Below are 18,798 nucleotides of genomic sequence, written 5' to 3'. Positions count from 1 at the left end.
CACCCTGCCGCCTGTGACCACCGTGCCGCGCGCCCGCGGCCGCCGCAAACGGATTGCGACGAAACCGGGCTGGGGGCGATGAAACCCGGTGCAGCGGCGGTCGCCGGGCTTGGCCCGGTGCCGCCGCTGGCAGTATCGCGCTGGCGGCCTCAGCGGCTGCCGTTGCTCAGGCGCAGGCCGACGCTGCTGGAACGATCACTGCCCCGGGCCTGTTCGTGGCCCAGCAGCAGCGACAGGATCCAGCCGCGCGCGATGGACATGTCGACGCCTGCAGACAGCGACAGCAGATCATCGTTGTAGCTGCGCATCGCCAGGCGGTAGTCCTGCGGACGCGCCCACTCGGCGTAGTTCAACGTTGCTTCGCCCCGGTCCTGCAGCGCCTGCCGGTACTCGATGCTCCAGAACGGACGCACGCGCGCCTCGGCCGATTCGACCGCGCTGCCTTCCAGGCCGAACGCCAGTGCGCGGCTGTCGACGACGTGGCGGCCGTAGGCCAGATCCAGTTCGCCCAGGCCGCGCTCGCGGTAGGCATCCAGCGTGCTGCGGCTGCCGTCCAGCCGTGCGTAGCCACTCATGCGCATGCCCGACAGCACCTGCTCATAGCCCAGTGCCAGCGAACCGAACCACTGCGAACCCTCGCGACGGGCCACCGCCGTCGCGCCGGCATCGCGGCTCCAGCGCTGCAGGTCGAAGCGCAGGTCGCCGGTGGCCAGTACCGCATCGACGAACACGTGCGCGTTGCCGCGCCACAGGCCATACAACGCCAGCGACCGCTGGTCGGCCTGCAGGCGCGTGCGGGCATCATCCTGCTCGCTGTCGTTGCGGCCGATGCTGCCGGCCACGCCCCACAGTGCGCTGTCACCGAGGCGACGATCCACGCCCACGGTCAGGCCGTCGCTGCGCAGGTCATACCGCCCTGCCCCGGTCGCGCCACCCCGGCCGTAGGTGGCCGTGCCGGACGCCCAAGTGCCCCAGCCGGCGGGCAGCAGCGGACGCTCGCTCTCCATGGCCTGGCCCAGCGGCAGCGACGCCGCCTCCGGGCCGCGTGCGCCGGTCGACACCGACAGCGTGTTGCTGTCGGCATTGCCGCCCGCACGTACCTGCCGCAGGCGCTCGCGGATGTTGGCCTGCTGCGCGTTGGCGAACCGCACGCTCGCATCCACCTGCGCCTGCAGCAGCCCGGTCACGCCCGGGTCACGGGTCGGGTCCGGGCGCATGTTCACCACCAGCACCAGCTCGGCACTGGCCGCGGCATAGCTGCCCGCAGCGGCCTGCACGGCGGTGATCACCGCACGACCTTCGCCGTGCACGTGCACGGTGCGGCCCTCGACACTGGCCACTGCGGTGTCGCTGCTATGGAAGCTGAAGGCACCCGGGCTGGCGCTGGTCGGCAGCGGCAGTTCGAAACTGCCCTGTTCCAGCAGGCGCTGCAGGTCCGCACTCCATGCCAGCACCGGCACGGCCAGCGCGATATCAACCACGTGTAGTTGCTGCGCGGCCGCTTCATGGTTGGCATCGCCGTCCTGGTTCACGGTCAGCACGCAGCGCCCTGCCGCCAGCATGGCGACGCGGGTGCCGCTGACACTGCAGACCGCAGGACTGCTGCTGCCGAAACGCAGCGGCTGACCCGACGCACCACCCAGCGCGGAGACCTCGAAGCTGCCGCCCTCGCTGTAGACCGGCGTTGCCGGGTCCACGGTGAAGCCGGTGATCGCCTGCGCGGCCTGCGCGATCTTCAGCTGGTAGCGCGCCACGCCGGTGACGCCGTAGGTGTCGCTGACTTCCACGTCGAAATCGAACACGCCGGCCACGGTGGCCACGCCCTGCAGCTGGCCGTCGCTGGACAGCAGCACGCCAGGCGGCAGCGCACCCGACATCTGGCGGAACGCATACGGCGCGGTACCGCCACGCGCCTGCAGGCGCAGGCTGACCGGGCCAGCCTGGGTTGCCGCTGGCAGCGGGGCTTCGACTTCCTCGATCTGCGGAGCCGCCACGTTCAGCACGAATGCGCGGCGCGCACGGAACGGACCGCTGCCGGAACTGCTGTCGGTCACCTCCACCTCGATCTCGAAACGCCCCGCGGCCACCGGCGTACCTGCCAGGTGTCCGCTGCGATCCAGGCGGAGGCCCGTCGGCAGACTGCCGCCAACAATGGCGTAGGTGTAAGGCGCCGCGCCGCCGCTGCTGGACAGCTGCGCGTCGAGCGCCGTGCCAGCCACGCCCAACGGCAACGCGGCCGACTGCAGGACCACGGTCGGCGTACCGATGGTGACCGTGATCGTGGCCGGTGCCGACGTGCGGAAGGCATCTCTGACGGTGTAGCTGATGCTGTCGTTGCCGGCATAGCCTGCGGCCGGTGTGTAGCGCAGCGTCGTGCCCTGCACGTCCACCTGCCCATGCTGCGGGCCCACGGTCAGCTGCACCTGCTCGGCCACACCGGCGACCGACAGCGGCAGCACGACGGCGGCAGCTCCGTAAGGCACGGCGATGCTGGAATCGGCCACGGCCAGATCCGGCAACGGCACCACCGCTGCCGAGGCAGCCGACGCCGCGCCGCTGCCGTACTCGCTGCGTGCAACCACCACGAAACGGTAGGCGCTGCCGTTGGCCAGGCCACGCACGGTGATCGGCGAGCTCGTACCGGTTGCGCTGATGCCCCCCGGCTGCGCGGTCACCGTGTAATCGACGATGGCGCCACTGCCGGCCGACGCCGCATCGAAATGCACCTGCACCTGTCCATCACCGGCCACGCCGCGCACGTTGGCGACGGCCGAAGGCAGGTCGGCGCCGACGCGTACGCCGGTGGTCGCCCCGACGTTGGCCAGCGCAGTGCGTGCCTCGGTGCCCTGTGCATTGCGCAGGCTGCCGGCAGCAGCCTGCAGCGATTCCACCTCGATGCCATCCTCGTCGCGGTCATCGGCCTGCAGCGTGTACTGGAAGCGCAGCACACTGCCCTGCACCTCCGTCTCCACCGCCGAGAGCGTGGCCAGCCGACGCTGGCTGCCGATGCGCAGCAGCAGCTGCGGCGCAGCGCCCACCTGCAGGGCCTGGTCGAACTGCACCGCAAAGGACAGCACCTGTCCGGCGAGGTAGCGGCCGACGGACGGCACCTGCACACCGGTCACCGCCGGTGCGCCCTGCACGGTGAGCGGATCGGACGGCAACGATGCCGCACCGGCTCCCGCCGCATTGAAGGCGGTCACCACGAAGCGATGCGCGATGCCGGAAGGCAGGCCGTCGATACGCAGCGGACTGCCGTTGCCACGCACGCTCTGTCCACCTGGCAGCGCCTGCAGCAGATAGCTGTCGACCGCACTGCCGCCTTCAAACGCCGGCGCCTGGAAGCTCACGTCCACACTGCCCGCAGCGAGTACGACCGCAGTGATGCGCGGCGCGCCCGGCACCACCGCCAGCACCGCGAACGAACGGCTGACGCGGGTAGCGGCATGGGTCGCGGCGTCACCCGGCTGATCGGCGTCGATGCTGCAGGTACCGGCCGCAAGCAGGGTCACCCGGCCATCGGCAGCGACGCTGCAGACCCGGGGTGTGCTGCTGGACAGCGACACCGCCAGGCCACTGCTGGCGCTGGCCAGCACCTGTGGCGTGCTGCCGAAAGCCTGGGCATCCAGGGGTGCGAACTGGATCTGCTGCTGCGCCATCGGCACCACGTCGTCCGATGCCAGGGACGCCGCGCCCAGCCCCGCTGCGGTACGCGCGGTGACCGTAAAGCGATACGCGATGCCATTGCGCAGGCCGGTGAACACTGCCGGAGAAGCGGCAGTCTGCAGCTGCAGGCCACCGGGCTGCGCGGTCACCACGTAATCCAGCACCGGGCTGCCGCCATCCTGCGCGGGCGCTGCGAACTGCAGCGTCACCACGCCATCACCTGCAACCACGCCGGTGATGGACGGCGCGGCGGCCGGCTGCGCGCCCACCAGGATGCCGCCGGTGGCGCCCACGCCTGCCAGCGCCAGCACAGCGTCGATGCCATCGGCATTGCGGATGCTGCCACCGGCCAGCTGCAGGCCGTCGATGCCGATGCCGTCCTCGTCCAACTGGCCCGGCAACACGGCGTAGCTGAAAGGCAGCAGGTTGCTGCCCGAGCCAGCGCGATAGGTCGCGGCTACGCGCTGCCCGCCGATCGACAGCAGCAGCTCGGGCACGCCCTGCACGATTGCCGGCTGGTCCAGGACCAGCAGGAAATCGAGGCTGGCACCGGCGAGGTAGCGGCCGTCGGCCGGTACCTGCAGGCCGGTCACGCGCGGCACGGTCGGCATCGTCACCGGGTCGGACTCGGCGGAGAACGTACCGGGCCCTGTCGCGGTGCGCGCACGCACGGCGAAGGTATAGGTCGTGCCTGCGTGCAGGCGGCTCATGCGTACCGGGCTGGAGCCACCGCTGACCACAGCAGCACCCGGGCGCGCTGCCACCTCGTAAGAGAGGATGGCACTGCCACCGTCGCTGGCGGGTACATCGAAGTACACGTCCACGCTGCTTGCGCCGATCCGTTCGACGCGACGCAGGGTCGGCGCCGACGCGCGGGCAGCCACCACGTTGAAGCTGCGCTCCACCGGCTGCGCCGCGCGCGTGCCGGCGTTGCCGGGCTGCAGTGCGCGCACCGTGCAGGTACCGAGCGCGGACAGGCGCAGGTTGCCTGCACTTTCCAGCACGCAGACCAGCGGATTCAGGCTTTCGTACTCGACGGCCAGGCCGCTGCTCGCGGTGGCCTCCAGTGCAAGCAGCGAACCCAATGGCTGGTCACCTGGCGCATTGAACTGGATCGTCTGCCCGGTCATCGGCGTGACCGCGGCGCTTGCCTGCGACGGCTGGCTGGCCTGGCTGCCGTTGTTGGCGATCACCTGGAACTGCACGGGCATGCCGTTGGCAAGGCCGGTCACCGTGATCGGCGACTGCGTGCCGAGCACCCACTCGCCCGTGGACGCCATCACGGCGTACTGGGCAATGGGCGCGCCGCCGGTCTGCGTCGGTGCGGTGAAGCTGACCACGGCCTGGCCATCGCCGGCGACGGCGACGACCTGGCCGGGGGCATCGGGCGCGATGGCCGCGATGTTGACCGACAGCGGCTGGTGCGCGCTGGCGGCCGCGGCATCGGTGACCTCCACGCTGACGCTGAACGTGCCCGCGACCTGCGGCGTGCCATGCAGGCGGCCCGAGGGCGCAAGCACCAGCCCGGCGGGCAAGGTGCCACTGTTGATGCTGAAGATGTAAGGCAGGCTGCCGCCGCTGGCGGCGAGGCTGACATCCACCGCCGTGCCAACGGTGAACTGCTGGACGCCCGGCATATCGAGCTGCAGCGGTTGAGTGGCGGTGGAGGTGCAGTTGATCTGGACCGGGCTGATGTACCTTCCGGTCTTGATGCTCATGAACAGGCCGTTGGCCACCAGGAAGCTGCTGTCGACCGTTCCGCTGTGCGCTCCTGCAGACCCGGTGTTGCTGCGGTAGTCGTAGCCACCCGGGCCGAAACTCAAACTGCGGAAAATGATGGCGTCGGCCGAGTTCGGCGGTTTGCCGATGTTCTCGCCGCTGTCTGTGAAACGGACCGTCAGCGACTCCCCTGGCAGGAAGGCACCCTGTGCGAACGACCGGATCTCGTTGGTCGTGGCACCTATCAGGTTGATGGCCTCGCACGCCGCCGACGCCGCCTGCGCAACGCCTGTACCTGCCAGCAGCTGCAACAACACCACGCACATCCAGGCGACGCCGCGCCTCAACCCACTCTTCCCTGCTACCGCCGACATCGATCCGTTCCCCATGAATGAAGGGGGCGCACGCGCCGGTCCATCGCCGCGCGTGCAGCGATGGGTCATGGACGGTGATGTTTCCCCCTGTTACCGGTGCGGTAACGGCAGGTGACGGGGGAACTTGAGCGCCGGCCGGGGCTTATACCGGCACGGCCCCCGGTCGGCCGTGGATGACCTGGAAGCGCGCTGCGGTCCGCACCTCGGCATCGGCACGCAGCACGCTGTCGGCAAAGCGCAGTTCGGCATCCACGGTCTGCCGGTTCAGCTGCAGCTTCCACCAGCCGCGACGGTCGCCGTCGAAATAGCGGATATGCGGGTTCTGCGGAATCGATGGGCCGTAGTAAGGGCCATACGGGGTATCGTCGCCACCACTGCTGATCGCCGGGGCGATGAATTCAGTGGCCACCACCGGTGAGCTGGCCGCGTTGAAATCCAGCTTCAGGTCGTTGACAAAGGTGGAGTGCCAGTCGCCGCCGAGCACGATCGCGTTGCCCGTTCCACCTGTCTGCAGGGCCTGCAGCAGCCGGTTGCGCGCAAGCGGATAGCCGTCCCAGGCGTCGTTCCAGAAGCGCTCGCGCGGGGTGCCCGCATCCAGTTGCAGCTGGGCCATCAGCAACTGCTGCACCACCACGTTCCAGCGCAACCCCTGTGCCGCCACCATCGACTGGGCGAACCAGGCTTCCTGGCCGACACCGAGCATGCTCATGCGCGGGTCCATCGCTGCGTCGCAACGCGCCGATTCACCTACGCCGCAGGGATTGGCGGGACGGAACTGCCGGCAATCGAGCAGGCTGAGCTGCGCAAGATCACCGTAGCGCAGCCGCCGGTGCACGCGCAGGCCACCATTGCCGGCCGGCGTGCTGCGCATGGGCAGGTGTTCGTAGAACGCGCGGTAGGCCGCCGCCCGACGCACGATGAAATCTTCCGTCGATACGCCGGGCTTCTCCGGATGGATGCCGGAGTAGTCGTTCTGCACCTCGTGGTCATCCCAGATCACCGCGAAAGCATGCGCGGCATGCGCTGCCTGCAGGTCCGGATCGAGCTTGTACAGCGCGTACTGGTCGCGGTAACGCTCCAGGCTGACGGTCTCGCCACTGAAGCGCGCTGCATCCAGCGTGCTGCCGCGTGCATTCTGCAGCGGGCTGTATTCGTACAGGTAGTCGCCGGCGTGCAGCACCAGGTCGACATCGCTCCGCGCGATATCGCGCAGTACCGGATAGTAGCCGCTGTTCCAGGCCTGGCAGGTGCACAGGGCCAACCGCAGCTGCTGCAGCTGCGTATCAGGCAACGGCGCGGTGCGGAAGTGGCCGACCGCGCTTTCTTCATCCCCGCCGCAGGCGAAACGGTAGTAGTAGTCACGGCCCGGGCGCAGGCCATTGACCTCCACGTGCACCGAATGCGCCAGTTCCGGTACGGCAGAAGCAACACCCCGCTGCACCAGCCGGCGCATGCCAGGGTCTTCTGCCACGTACCAGCGGACCGGTACCGCCCGCGCGGGCATGCCGCCGCCATTGAGCGGGTCCGGCGCCAGCCGCGTCCACAGCACCGCTCCCTGCGGATCCGGATCGCCAGCAGCGACGCCCAGCGTGAACGGATCGCGCCCGAGCCGCGGCCGCGGGCCGGCCGTGACCAGCCCCGGCATCGCCGCCAGTGCGATCGCCGCCCCCGTGCCCTGCCACGCCATGCGCAGCAAGCGGCGACGGGTTTCCGGATCGACAGGTGCGCGCATCAGAAGCGGACGGTGGCAGTGGCCATCACCTGCCGCGGCGCGCCGACCTGCATGGTCGCCAGGCTGCGGGTCGGGTCAGTGGCGTAGGTGCCATTGGTGTTGATGGACGACAGGTAGCGCTTGTCGGTCAGGTTGGTCAGGTTCAGTGCAACCGTCAGGTTCTGCGCCGGGCCCATCGCACCGAAATCGTAGGCCACCGACGCGTTGACCAGCCAGTAGCTGGGCACCGAGAGATCATTGGTGTAGGTCATGTAACGCTTGCCGACATGGTTGGCCGACAGGCGCATGTCCCACGGACCCGGGGTCCATGCGAGCGTGCTGGCGAACATCCATTCGGGCGTGTCCACGGTCTTGCGGCCGCGGGTCGGCACCACTTCGTTGTTCACGTAATCGTTGTCGTAGGTGCTGTCATTCCAGGACAGCGCATTGGACCAGGCCAGGTCCTGCATCGGCTTCAACTGCAGGGTGGCCTCGGCGCCGCGGCTGGTGACCGAGCCGACGTTGGAGAACAGCGCCGGGCAGCCAAGGATGCCCACGCACTGGGCAATCGCCAGCAGGCGGTTGTCGAACTTCACGTCATACACCGCGACCGACGCTTCATAGCCGCGGCCGTAGCCACGCCAGCCCAGCTCGATCGTGCGTGACTGTTCCGGCTTCAGGTTCCGTGCGCTGGCATCGAAGTCGGCCTGCGGCACGTTGAACGGGCTGCCGACGCCCAGTGCGTAGGCAGCGACATTCTTTGCGAACGAACCGAAGACCTCGTTGCCTTCGTTGAGCTTGAAGTTGAAGCCAGCCTGCGGCAGCAGGCCCTTCTTCGCGGTCAGGCTGCTGTTGTTCGCGTAGTTGCCCAGCGGCGTGCGCACGCTGGTGCGGGTATGCGGCGACTTGGCACCGATGTCGATGGTCAGGCGATCATCGAACAGGCGGAAGCGGTCCTGCACATAGAACTGGCGGGTGATGGTGGTGTAGTGCTGGTTCCACACGCGCTGGTCCGGATTGCGCAGGAAGAAATCGTCGGTGATGGGACCGTCGATGTAGTAGAAATTGCGCTGCACGCTGTGGCCGTTGTCCTCGTACCAGAGGCCGGCTTCCAGTTCGTGGCCGCCGACATTCCAGGTGAACGCAGAGGTCACGCCGGTACGGTCGATCGCGTACTCGGTGGTGCGGATCGAAATCGGAATTTCCCGGCTGGTACCCGGGTTGGACGGATTGGAGGGGCTGAACCAATGGCCCTGGCCGCGATTGCTGTGGTTGTAGACGTTGACCTTCAGCCGCATCGAATCGTTCAGGCCGAAATCGCCAGCGATGCTGGACAGATCGTCATTGCGCAGGCCATGGCCGGAGTAGTACGCGTCCCATGGGCTGTTGACGCCGCCACTGTACTGGCCGTTAGCCGCCGCGACCGCGCGATCCCAGTCCGGCGCGTAGTTGTCCCAGTTCCAGCCGAGGCGATCGATCATCTCCAGCGAAAGATCCTGATAGTCGGCCTCGACCCGGCGCGATCCGTTGAACAGCGCGGTGATCCTGCTGTCCTCGCCGAAGTGGTAGGTGGCCTTGCCGTTGAACTGCTTCGACTCCTGCGATCCCTTGCCCTTCCACTTGTCGCCCTCGGAATACGCGCCGGACAGGTAGGCGGCGAAGCCCTGGTGCTCGCCCGTCTCCAGGCGTGCATAGCTGCGGCGCGCATTGTCACTGCCGAAGCCCTGCGCCAGCACCACGCCGTACTCGGTGGACGGATCGATCGAATAGAACTGGAACACGCCCCCGAGGTTGCTGGTGGACGGCGTACCCAGTGCGCCGATGCCGGTGGACACTTCCGCACCGCCCAGGTTCTCGCTGATCACGGCACGGCTGATGTGCAGGCCATTGCTGTTGCCGTAGGACATGTTGCCCAGCGGGATGCCGTCGAGCGTATAGCCGAGGCGGTTCTGGTTGAAACCGCGCAGGCTGATGCTGGTGGACCACTCATAGGCACCGGTGGCGTCGGCCGACTCGAAATGCACGCCCGGCTTGCTGGCCAGCAGCTTCAGCGGGTTGGCGCCCGGCGGCAGCACCTTCATGTCTTCCGCGGTGACACGCTGCACCTGGCGGGCCTCGCCGCGGCCGATCACCGAGATCGAATCGAGGGTCGTGGCCGACGGTGCTTCAGTGGCAGGAGCGGTTTCAGCCAGAGCAAGCGACGGCAGCGATGCACAGACCAGCAGGGCAAGCAGGTTGCGGCGAAGCGGAGCATGGGGCGACATGAAGGCGGATTCCTTGGGCACGCTGGACACCGAAAGGCGGCGTCGAAGAGCAGCAGCGGCGGAATCGTAAAAGCAGCGCGTTACATGTCATTTACACGCTGCATGCACAGGAAGAACCCGTTACTCGAACGAACCGACCGAATCGTGGGACAGGTTGTCGAAGCGGGTGTATTCGCCGAAGAACTTCAGCTTGCACGAACCGGTGGGACCACCACGGTGCTTGCCGATGATGATCTCGGCCAGGCCCTTGTCCGGCGAATTTTCCTTGTTGTAGTAATCGTCGCGGTAGATGAAGACGATCATGTCCGCGTCCTGCTCGATTGCGCCCGATTCGCGAAGGTCGGCCATCACCGGGCGCTTGTCGGTTCGCGTTTCCAGTGATCGATTGAGCTGCGAAAGCGCGATCACCGGTACGTTCAGTTCCTTGGCCAGGCCCTTCAGCGAGCGCGAGATTTCCGAAATTTCGGTCGCACGGTTCTCGCTGTTGCCCGGCACGCTCATCAGCTGCAGGTAGTCGATCACGATCAGGCCCAGGTCGTGTTCGCGCTTCAGGCGGCGGCACTTGGAACGCAGGATCTCCGGCGACACGCCCGGCGTATCGTCGATGAAGATCTTGGTTTCCTTCAGCATCTTGATCGCGCTGGTGACCCGGCTCCAGTCCTCGTCTTCCAGCTGGCCGGTACGCAGGCGCGAGGCATTGATGCGGCCGTTGGAGGAAATCAGGCGCATCGCCAGCTGCGATGCGGACATTTCCATCGAGAACACCGCCACGCCCTTCTTCGACTTGATCGCCGCGTACTCGGCGATGTTCAGCGCGAAGGTGGTCTTGCCCATCGCCGGGCGCGCGGCCAGGATGATCAGGTCGGTCGGCTGCAGGCCGGCGGTCATCGCATCGAAATCGGTGTAGCCGGTCGGCAGGCCGGTGATGTTGCCGCCGTTCTCGAAGCGGTTGCGCAGTTCCTCGAAGGCGTCCTTCAGTGCGCCGGGCATGGCCACGAAGTCGGTACGCCCACGTGCGCCCTGTTCGGCAATGGCGAACACGCTCTTCTCGGCCGAGGCCAGCAGTTCGCTGCTGTCGCGGCCTTCCGGCTGGAAACCGTCGTTGACGATGTCGGTGCCGACCTGGATCAGCTGCCGCAGCACCGCCTTGTCACGCACGATCTCGGCGTAGGCCACGATGTTGGCCGCCGATGGCGTGGTGCTGGCCAGCTCGATCAGGTAGGCGCCGTCGCCCACCAGCTCCATCCTGCCCTGCGATTCGAACCACTCGCCCAAGGTCACCGCATCGAACGGGCGCTCGCGCTCGGACAGCTCGCGGATCGCCCGGTAGATCATCTGGTGGTCGCGGCGGTAGAAGTCGGTCTCGGTCAGCTGGTCGTTGACCCGGTCGTAGGCTTCCGGCGCCAGCATCAGGCCGCCCAGCACCGCCTGTTCGGCTTCCACCGAGTGCGGCGGCACGCGCAGCTGGTCGATGCGCGATTCGTCGCGATCGCGGTCGAAGCCATCGCCGCGCTCTTTGCGGTTGGAACGGAAGCCGGAACGGGCGGACATGCTGCGGTGTTTCCTGCGAAAGTGGGCCAGACGAGTGTAGGCATGCGCCGACCCCGGCGGCCATGGACAAGCCTGTGGATAAGCCGTGGACGAACGGGGGATATCCGCCGCTGTGCGACGTGCCGGTCCGGCCTATGGGATCCCATTATCGCATGGGGTCAGAGCCCGCCGCTGCGCGACGGGATCCGACCCCGGCAGAAAGGGGCCGGATCCCTCTGCGCAGCAGAGGGCTCTGACCCCGAGGGCAGCGTCAATCGCCCTTGGCATGCACCGCGATCAGCTGCAGGAATCGGTCTACATAGCCCTGCAGGAACTTCTGCGTGCCTTCGTTGTGGATCGTGCCATCGGCCCCGATCAGCTCGTCCTTGAAATGGAGGAACGCCTCCGGCTGGCCGAGCACGTGCATGTCCAGGAAGGCCAGGCTGTTGCGCAGGTGCTGCTGGGCCACGGCCGTGCCGATCTGGCCGATGGAGGCGCCGATCACCGCCGCCGGCTTGCCGCCAAAGGCGCTGTCACCATAGGGCCGCGAGCCGATGTCGATGGCGTTCTTCAGTACGCCCGGCACCGAGCGGTTGTATTCGGGGGTGACGAACAGCACCGCGTCAGCACCGCGCACCTCGTCCTTCAGGCGGGTGCCCTGCGCCGGGTAGCTGCCGTCGAAATCCTGGTTGTACAGCGGCAGATCGTCGATGCGCACGTACTGGAAACGCGCGCGATCACCGGCCAGCTTTTCCAGTGCCAGGGCCAGCCTGCGGTTGCAGGACTCCCTGCGCAGGCTGCCAACGAACACGGCGATGGTGGGAACAGGCATGGCGACACACTCCTGACGGGGGAAAGGGCCAGCCTAGCGGCCGGCCCGATGCGCCCCGGTGAAGATCAGCCGCGTGCCACGCCCGCCCGCACCTGCCGCCAATGGTCCTGCCAGGCCTGGAACATCAGCACGTTCCAAAGGTGGGTGTGCCATTTGCGCTGGCCACCCAGGAACTGCTGCCACAGCGGCTGCACGGCCGCCGCCGACAGCACGCCTTCTCGTTCCAGCCGGGCCGGCTGCAACAGGTCATCGGCCCAGGGCCGCAGGTCGCCCTTCAGCCATTCACTCACCGGCGCGCCGAAGCCGCGCTTGGGCCGGTGCACCATCGACTGCGGCACATAACGACCCAGCACGCGCTTGAGCAGCACCTTGCTGGTATCCTCGCTGCGCTTGAACGCCAGCGGCAGCGACCAGGCGAATTCAGCCACGCGCCAGTCCAGCAGCGGTGCCCGCGCCTCCAGGCTGACCGCCATCGAGGTGCGATCGACCTTGCACAGCAGGTCGTCGGGCAGGTAGCTGACAAAATCGGCCAGCATCATCGCGTCGGCCGGGGTGCCGGCGCCGTGCAGCGGGTCGGCGAGGTCGTAGAAGCTGCCGGCCTCGCGCGCGCCGATCACCGCCGCCGCAGGGTCGCGCCAGCGCGAGATGCGGTTGCGGTAGACATCGCCGATACCGCGCGCGCCGGTCTCGGCCAGCAGCGCAGCCAGGCCGCCGGTGCGCGAGGCCTCGCCCTGCTGGTGCGCACGCGCGCCCATCCAGCGCCGCAGCGGCGCCGGTACGCGGCCCAGCATCTGCCAGTTGCGCAGCGCGCGCACATAGCGGGTATAGCCGAAGAACAGTTCGTCGCCGCCGTCCCCGGACAGGGCCACGGTCACGCCCTGCCGCGCCAGGCGCGCAACCAGCGCGGTCGGCACCTGCGAGGCGTCGGCAAAGGGTTCGTCGAACATCGCCGGCAGCTGCGGCACCACCGCCAGCGCGTCGGCGCCGCTCACATAAAGCTCGGTGTGGTCGCAGCCCAGATGGCCGGCCAGTTCCTTGGCCAGCGGCGCCTCGTCATGGTGCGAGCCGCTGAAGCCGATGCTGAAACTGTGCACCGGCTGCGTGCTCTGTGCCTGCATCAGCGCGGCCACCAGCGATGAATCGGTGCCACCGGACAGGAACACGCCCACCGGCACGTCGGCCACCATGCGCAGCGCCACCGCATCGCGCAGCAGGCCGTCCAGCTGTTCCTCGGCGTCCTCGATGCCGCCCTGGAACGGCGCGGCCAGGGCCGCCTGCATGCGCGCGCGGGCATCCCAGTACGGGCGCTGCGCCTGCTCGGGGCGGTGCGCGGATGCACCTGCGGCCACCATCGCCGCATCCAGCCGCAGCACACGGCCCGGCATCAGCTTGTAGCAGCGCTGGTGGATGCTGTGCGGGGCCGGGATGTAATCCAGCCGCAGCAGCAGGGTCAGCGCATCGCGGTCGATGTCGTTGTCGAAGTCCGGGTGCTGCCACAGCGCCTTCAGTTCCGAGCCGAACACCAGGGTGTCGCCGGCCCAGCCGTAATACAGCGGCTTCTTGCCCACCCGGTCACGGGCCAGCCACAGGCACTGCTCGTGGCGGTCCCAGAGCGCGATGGCGAACATGCCGTTGGCGCGCTGCAGGGTCTCCTCGACGCCCCACTGCAGGATCGCGGCCAGCAGCACTTCGGTATCGGAATGGCCGCGGAAGGCATGGCCCAGTGGTTCCAGCTCGGCACGCAGCGCAGCGAAGTTGTAGACCTCGCCGTTGTAGGCCATCACGTAACGGCCGTCGGCCGAGGCCATCGGCTGGTGGCCCAGCGGTGACAGGTCGAGGATGCTCAGGCGGCGGTGCGCCAGGGCGATGCCGGCGCTGGCGTCGACCCAGGTGCCGCCGTCATCCGGCCCGCGGTGGTGCAGCGCCTGCCCCATGGCCAGCGCCTGCGCCTGCAGCACCTCGTCCGGCGACTGCGCCGCCGGCAACAACATTCCCGCCAATCCACACATGCATCAGGGTTCCTGCGCCAGGTCGAGGGCGGCGCCAATCACCGCATTGTCGCTTGGAAGGCCGAACATTGCTGCCCCCGCCAGCGGCGTGTAGGTATCAGCGCCGCAGACCCGCCGCAGCGGCAGGTGGCCATGCCCGGCCTCGACCAGGGCGGTGACCACCCCCTCGCCCACCCCGCCGCTGTGGCGGCCCTCGTCCAGCACCAGCACCCGCCGCGCGCTGGCGGCCTGGGCGGCGATGAAACCAGCATCCAGCGGCACCAGCCAGCGCAGGTCCACCACCCGGACCTGCCAACCGGTCTGCGCCTGGATGGCCGGCACCGCGCGCAGCGCCATCGGCACGCCGTTGCCGTAAGTGAAGACCACCAGATCGTCCGCATCAGGCGCGTAGACCCTGCCCTCGCCCAGCACCAGCGCCTGCCCCGGCGCCGGGTAGTCGAACAGCCACTGGCCATCACCGGGCGCGTGCAGGTCCTTGCTCATGTACAGCGCGATCGGCTCGAGGAACACCGCCACCCGGCCGTCCACCCGGGCCAGCGCCGCCAGCGTGCGCAGCATCATCACCGCATCGTCGCCGCGCGACGGGCAACCCACCACCAGGCCGGGGATGTCGCGCAGCGCGGTGATCGAGTTGTCGTTGTGGAAATGGCCACCGAAGCCCTTCTGGTAGCCCAGCCCGGCCACCCGCACCAGCATCGGGTTGCGGAACTGGTCGTTGGAGAAGAACTGCAGCGAACAAGCCTCCCCGCGCAGCTGGTCGATGGCATTGTGCAGGTAGGCCAGGTACTGGATTTCCGGTATCGGCAGCAGACCCATGTTGGCCAGGCCCTGGGCCATGCCCAGGATCATCGTCTCGTCCAGCAGGGTGTTGAACACCCGGCGCGGCCCGAAGCGGCGCAGCAGATCCTTGGTGACCGTGTACACGCCGCCCTTCTGCGCCACGTCCTCGCCGAACAGCAACGCCTGCGGGTACTTGCACAGCAGTTCCTGCAGGCCGTGGTTGATCTGCACGGCCAGGTGGCGCGGCGGCTGCCGTTCCGGCAACGCGTCAGCCCCGCCGTACAGCGCCTCGCGTGCTTCGGCCGGCACCGCGCGCTCGGCTTCGGTCATCACTGCCGCTGGCGTGTAGGGCGCCAGTGGCGCAACCACTTCATCCAGCGACTGCAGCTTGGGCCGGCCTTCGGCGTCCGAGGCGGCCGACAGGCAGCGCGCACGCAGCGTTTCGTAGGCGGCCTCGATGCCGGCAGCATCCATCCAGCCTGATTCCAGCGCGATCTGTGCCGACCGCAGCAGCGGGTCCTGTGCCTCGGCCGCGCAGAGGTCAGCCAGCGCGCGCCATTCCACTTCGAAATCGGTGCCGGCATGGCCCATCAGCCGCGTGGTGCGCAAGTGCAGGAAGGTCGGCCGGCGGGTACGCCGGCAATGCTCGACCGCCGCCTGTACCTGGGCATGTCCCGCCGCCAGGTCCAGGCCATCGGCGTAGTAGTAGTCCAGCCCCGGCTGGCGGCTGAAGCGTTCGGCGATCCAGCCTTCCGGGGTCTTCACCGAAATGCCCAGGCCGTTGTCCTCGCAGACGAACAGGATCGGTGCGGGCAGCTTCTGGTAGGCCGACCACATCGCGGTGTTGAAGGCGGTCTGCGCCGTGGCGTGGTTGGCCGAGGCATCGCCGAAGGAACACAGCACGATGCTGTCGGCCGGGATCGCCAGCGGCTGGCCCAGGCGCTTGCCGCTCTCGATGGCCAGCGCAGTGCCCAGCGCCTTGGGCAGGTGCGAGGCGATGGTCGAGGTCTGCGGCAGCACCCACAGCGGGCGGCTGCCCCACACCTTGTGGCGGCCACCGCTGGCCGGGTCGTCGGCACTGGCGGCGAAGGACAGTGCGGCATCGCGCAGCGGGTCCAGGCCCGGCACCTGGCGCGCGCGCTCGGCCATGAACGCACCGGAACGATAGTGCAGGAACGCCGGATCGGTATGCCGGCAGGCCCGCGCCAGCAGCGCATTGCCTTCGTGGCCGGACGAACCGATGGTGTAGAAGACCTTGTTCTGCAACCGCAGCACGCGCGCCATCAGGTCCAGCTGGCGGCTGGCCATCTGCGAATCGAACAACTCAGCGAACGCCGCTGCGGTGAGCGTGCTGCCCGGCAGGATCGGCGCATCCGGGGCCGGCTTCGGCCGTGGCAGCCCGCGCCATCCACGCAGCGCCTCGAGGAAATTGACGTCGCACACTTCGGCGCGGTTGAGCGCGCGCATGCGCGCAGGAATCGGATCGGGAACCACAGCGAACATCGAACACCCTCCGTGTCGTTGTTGCGTTCCGCCGGGCGCGGCCCGGCGCTACCGTACCGGGCTTCACGGCCCTGCTTCCGTAGAGTCGAGCTTGCTCGACTGCCCTGGACGCCAGTCGAGCAAGCTCGACGCTACGCGCGGCTGTCCAGGCGTGCGCGAACCCCAGCGGTCACCGCCGGCATCGCCACGAAACGTGGCTGCTCGCGCACCCGCTGCAGCCAGGCGCGCACTTCCGCGAACGGTTGCAGGTCGATGCCACCGTCAGCGGCAACATCGGTATAGGCAAACAGCGCGATGTCGGCGATGCCGTACTCGTTGCCGGTGAACCACTGCGCCTGCCGCAGGTGCTGCTCCATCACCGCCAGCGCAGTGGCGGCACGCTCATGCAGCCGCGGCAGTTCAGCCCGGCGCGGCGAATCGGCATCGGTCCAGCCACGGATGAAGCGCGCCACGGCCACGCAGGGCTCGTGGCTGTACTGCTCGAAGAACATCCAGCTCAGCGCCTGCGCCCGTTCCCAGCCATCGCTCGGCAGGTAGGGCGTGCCTTCGGCCAACCAGAACAGGATCGCGTTGGATTCGGTCAGCACGCGGCCATCGTCGCGCACGATCAGCGGCACTTTCGCATTCGGGTTGAGCGCGAGGAATTCGGGCGAATGGGTCTGCCCATGCGCACTGTCCACTTCCACCCAGCGGTAGCGGCTGCCGAGCTGCTCCAGCAGCATCCGCACCTTGTGGCAGTTGCCCGACACCGACATGCCGTGCACCGTCAACGGAACGCGCTCTTCCACCATTGCCTGCTCCAGGACATCCCGGCCGACGGCCGGCTGCCCGCAGTCTGGCAAGCACGCCGGCCGATGCCAAGCGCGGGTGCAGCATCAACGCGTGCGTTGCCGCCACTGCGCGCGCGACTGCCCCCAGATCTCCAGCGGCCCGCCTTCGTAGGGTGGCGGCAACCGGCCCATGCGCAGCAGGCCGCTGCCCAGCTTGCGCGCCACCGCCTTGGACTTCTCGTTGTCCTCGGCGATGGTGTGGATGACCTCGTCCCAGCCCTGCGTGTCGAACGCCCAGTCAATGGCGGCGACGGCGGCCTCGGGGGCATAGCCGCGCCCCCAGCTGGCGCGGCGGATGCTCCAGCCGACCTCGGGACCGGGCCAGCCCAGGGGTTGCCACGGGCCCATGCGGCCGACCCACTCGCCGCTGGCCTTCTCGATGACGCTGAACATGGAGAAGCCGAACAGCTGCCAGGCGCCGGCCAGGCTGCAGAAGCTGCGCCAGGCCACTGAAGGCAGCTGCACGCCGCCCAGGCTGCGCATCACCTCTTCATCGGCACAGAAGGCCAGGTAGGGTTCCAGGTCCTGGGCCTGCGGCGGGCGCAGGATCAGCCGATCGGTTTCGATGCGCAGGTCGAAGATGCTCATGCAGGCTCCGTCATATGCCGTGGCCGGCCATCATCGCCGATCCGGGCGCGGTGACGATGCCCGCAAACGGAACAGGCCGGCAAAAGCCGGCCTGTCCGATGGACGCTGCGGCAGAAACGTTACTGGCGGTTGGCCGCCGCTTCGCCGGCCGCTGCGGTCTGGGTGACCAGCTGGCCATCCACCACCGGCAGGCGGTCGCTGGCAGGCTTGTTGTCCATGCGCACGGTCTTCTCGGCGCCATCGTAGCGGTAGGTCACGTTGTAGCCCTTGACCACATCGTTGGTACCCATAGCGATGCGCGTGCCCGGCTTGCTGGCCATGCGCATGGTGCCGGTGGTGCCGTCTTCGTTGCGGTAGGTCACGTTGTAACCGGTGACGCGGCTCGACTCGGAGGTCGCCGTTTCAGTGTGGCACTGGCGTTCGGTGCGGTTGACCACGCGGCCACCGACGTGGCGCTTGTCCACCTGGTTGCCGATGAAGCCACCGGCCACGGCGCCCGCGGCAGTGGCCGCCTTCTTGCCGTTGCCGCCACCCACCTGGTTGCCGAGCAGGCCGCCGACCACGGCGCCCACCACGGTGCCGCCCACGTTGCCATCGCGCTCGGGCAGGCGCTCCTGCACCACCACGTCCTGGCACACCTCATGCGGGGTCTGGGTGGTGGACGTCTCGCGCACCGGCTCGGTGCCGATGACCGTCGCGTAGGCCTTCTGCTTCTCGGTGAGCGGGTCGACCTTCAGCACATCGGCGTATTCCAGGCCACGCGGTGCAGTGGCATCGACCGCGTCGCCGCGCGCGCCATCATCGGCAGCGCTGCCATCGACCAGGCGCGACTCGGAAGGATTGGCGGCGCCCAGCGAATCCGGGGCCTTGTCACCACTCTTCATGAAGGCGGCGGTTGCGATGCCACCCACCAGCAGCGCGCCCGCTGCGACCAGGACAGTTGTAGTTGTGCTTTTCATGACCTGCTCCTTGCGGATCGTCCGCAACGTTCT

At 68.4% G+C, this 18,798-nt stretch carries 10 protein-coding genes; all 10 read right to left on the bottom strand.

All coding sequences use genetic code 11. From position 1 onward, the window contains the following. Positions 1-149 precede the first annotated feature (149 nt). The 10 genes from IAE41_RS04065 to IAE41_RS04020 all read right to left on the bottom strand — a co-directional run bounded on the left by IAE41_RS04065 (position 150) and on the right by IAE41_RS04020 (position 18,765). On the bottom strand, positions 150-5,702 hold the full coding sequence (locus IAE41_RS04065; RefSeq protein ID WP_200732184.1) for an autotransporter domain-containing protein: 5,553 nt from the start codon (positions 5,700-5,702) through the stop codon (positions 150-152). A 199-nt stretch (positions 5,703-5,901) separates the two neighbouring features. Beyond that, positions 5,902-7,491 (bottom strand): alkaline phosphatase D family protein, encoded by a 1,590-nt coding sequence (locus IAE41_RS04060; RefSeq protein WP_200732183.1) that lies wholly within the window; start codon positions 7,489-7,491, stop codon positions 5,902-5,904. Next, the gene (locus IAE41_RS04055) at positions 7,491-9,734 is read right to left on the bottom strand and encodes a TonB-dependent receptor (RefSeq protein WP_200732182.1); all 2,244 of its coding nucleotides are present in this window, start codon (positions 9,732-9,734) and stop codon (positions 7,491-7,493) included. The genes IAE41_RS04060 and IAE41_RS04055 overlap by 1 nt, the downstream gene beginning before the upstream one ends. A gap of 120 nt (positions 9,735-9,854) precedes the next feature. Next, positions 9,855-11,285, bottom strand: a complete 1,431-nt coding sequence (locus IAE41_RS04050) for a replicative DNA helicase (RefSeq protein ID WP_079222437.1) — start codon at positions 11,283-11,285, stop codon at positions 9,855-9,857. Positions 11,286-11,535: 250 nt separating this feature from the next. Next, a complete protein-coding gene (locus tag IAE41_RS04045; protein WP_079222438.1) occupies positions 11,536-12,096 on the bottom strand; it encodes an NADPH-dependent FMN reductase in 561 nt (186 codons plus the stop codon). 65 nt (positions 12,097-12,161) lie between these two features. Further along, entirely contained in the window at positions 12,162-14,105 is a 1,944-nt protein-coding gene (gene asnB / locus IAE41_RS04040; RefSeq protein ID WP_200732181.1) for an asparagine synthase (glutamine-hydrolyzing), read from the bottom strand. Between the two features lie 3 nt (positions 14,106-14,108). Next, entirely contained in the window at positions 14,109-16,388 is a 2,280-nt protein-coding gene (locus IAE41_RS04035) for a transketolase C-terminal domain-containing protein (protein WP_200732180.1), read from the bottom strand. A gap of 131 nt (positions 16,389-16,519) precedes the next feature. Continuing rightward, entirely contained in the window at positions 16,520-17,179 is a 660-nt protein-coding gene (locus tag IAE41_RS04030) for a glutathione S-transferase family protein (protein ID WP_200732179.1), read from the bottom strand. 84 nt (positions 17,180-17,263) lie between these two features. Further along, complete coding sequence (locus IAE41_RS04025) at positions 17,264-17,806, bottom strand: GNAT family N-acetyltransferase (RefSeq protein WP_200732178.1); 543 nt, start codon at positions 17,804-17,806, stop codon at positions 17,264-17,266. Positions 17,807-17,925: 119 nt separating this feature from the next. Next, positions 17,926-18,765, bottom strand: a complete 840-nt coding sequence (locus IAE41_RS04020) for a glycine zipper 2TM domain-containing protein (protein ID WP_108758247.1) — start codon at positions 18,763-18,765, stop codon at positions 17,926-17,928. Between the last annotated feature and the right edge of the window lie 33 nt (positions 18,766-18,798).

It is taken from the genome of Stenotrophomonas sp. S39 (genome assembly GCF_016624665.1).
Lineage (GTDB): Bacteria > Pseudomonadota > Gammaproteobacteria > Xanthomonadales > Xanthomonadaceae > Stenotrophomonas.
The sequence above is the reverse complement of the archived record's forward strand: the minus strand, read 5'-3'. Positions and strand labels throughout refer to the sequence as shown.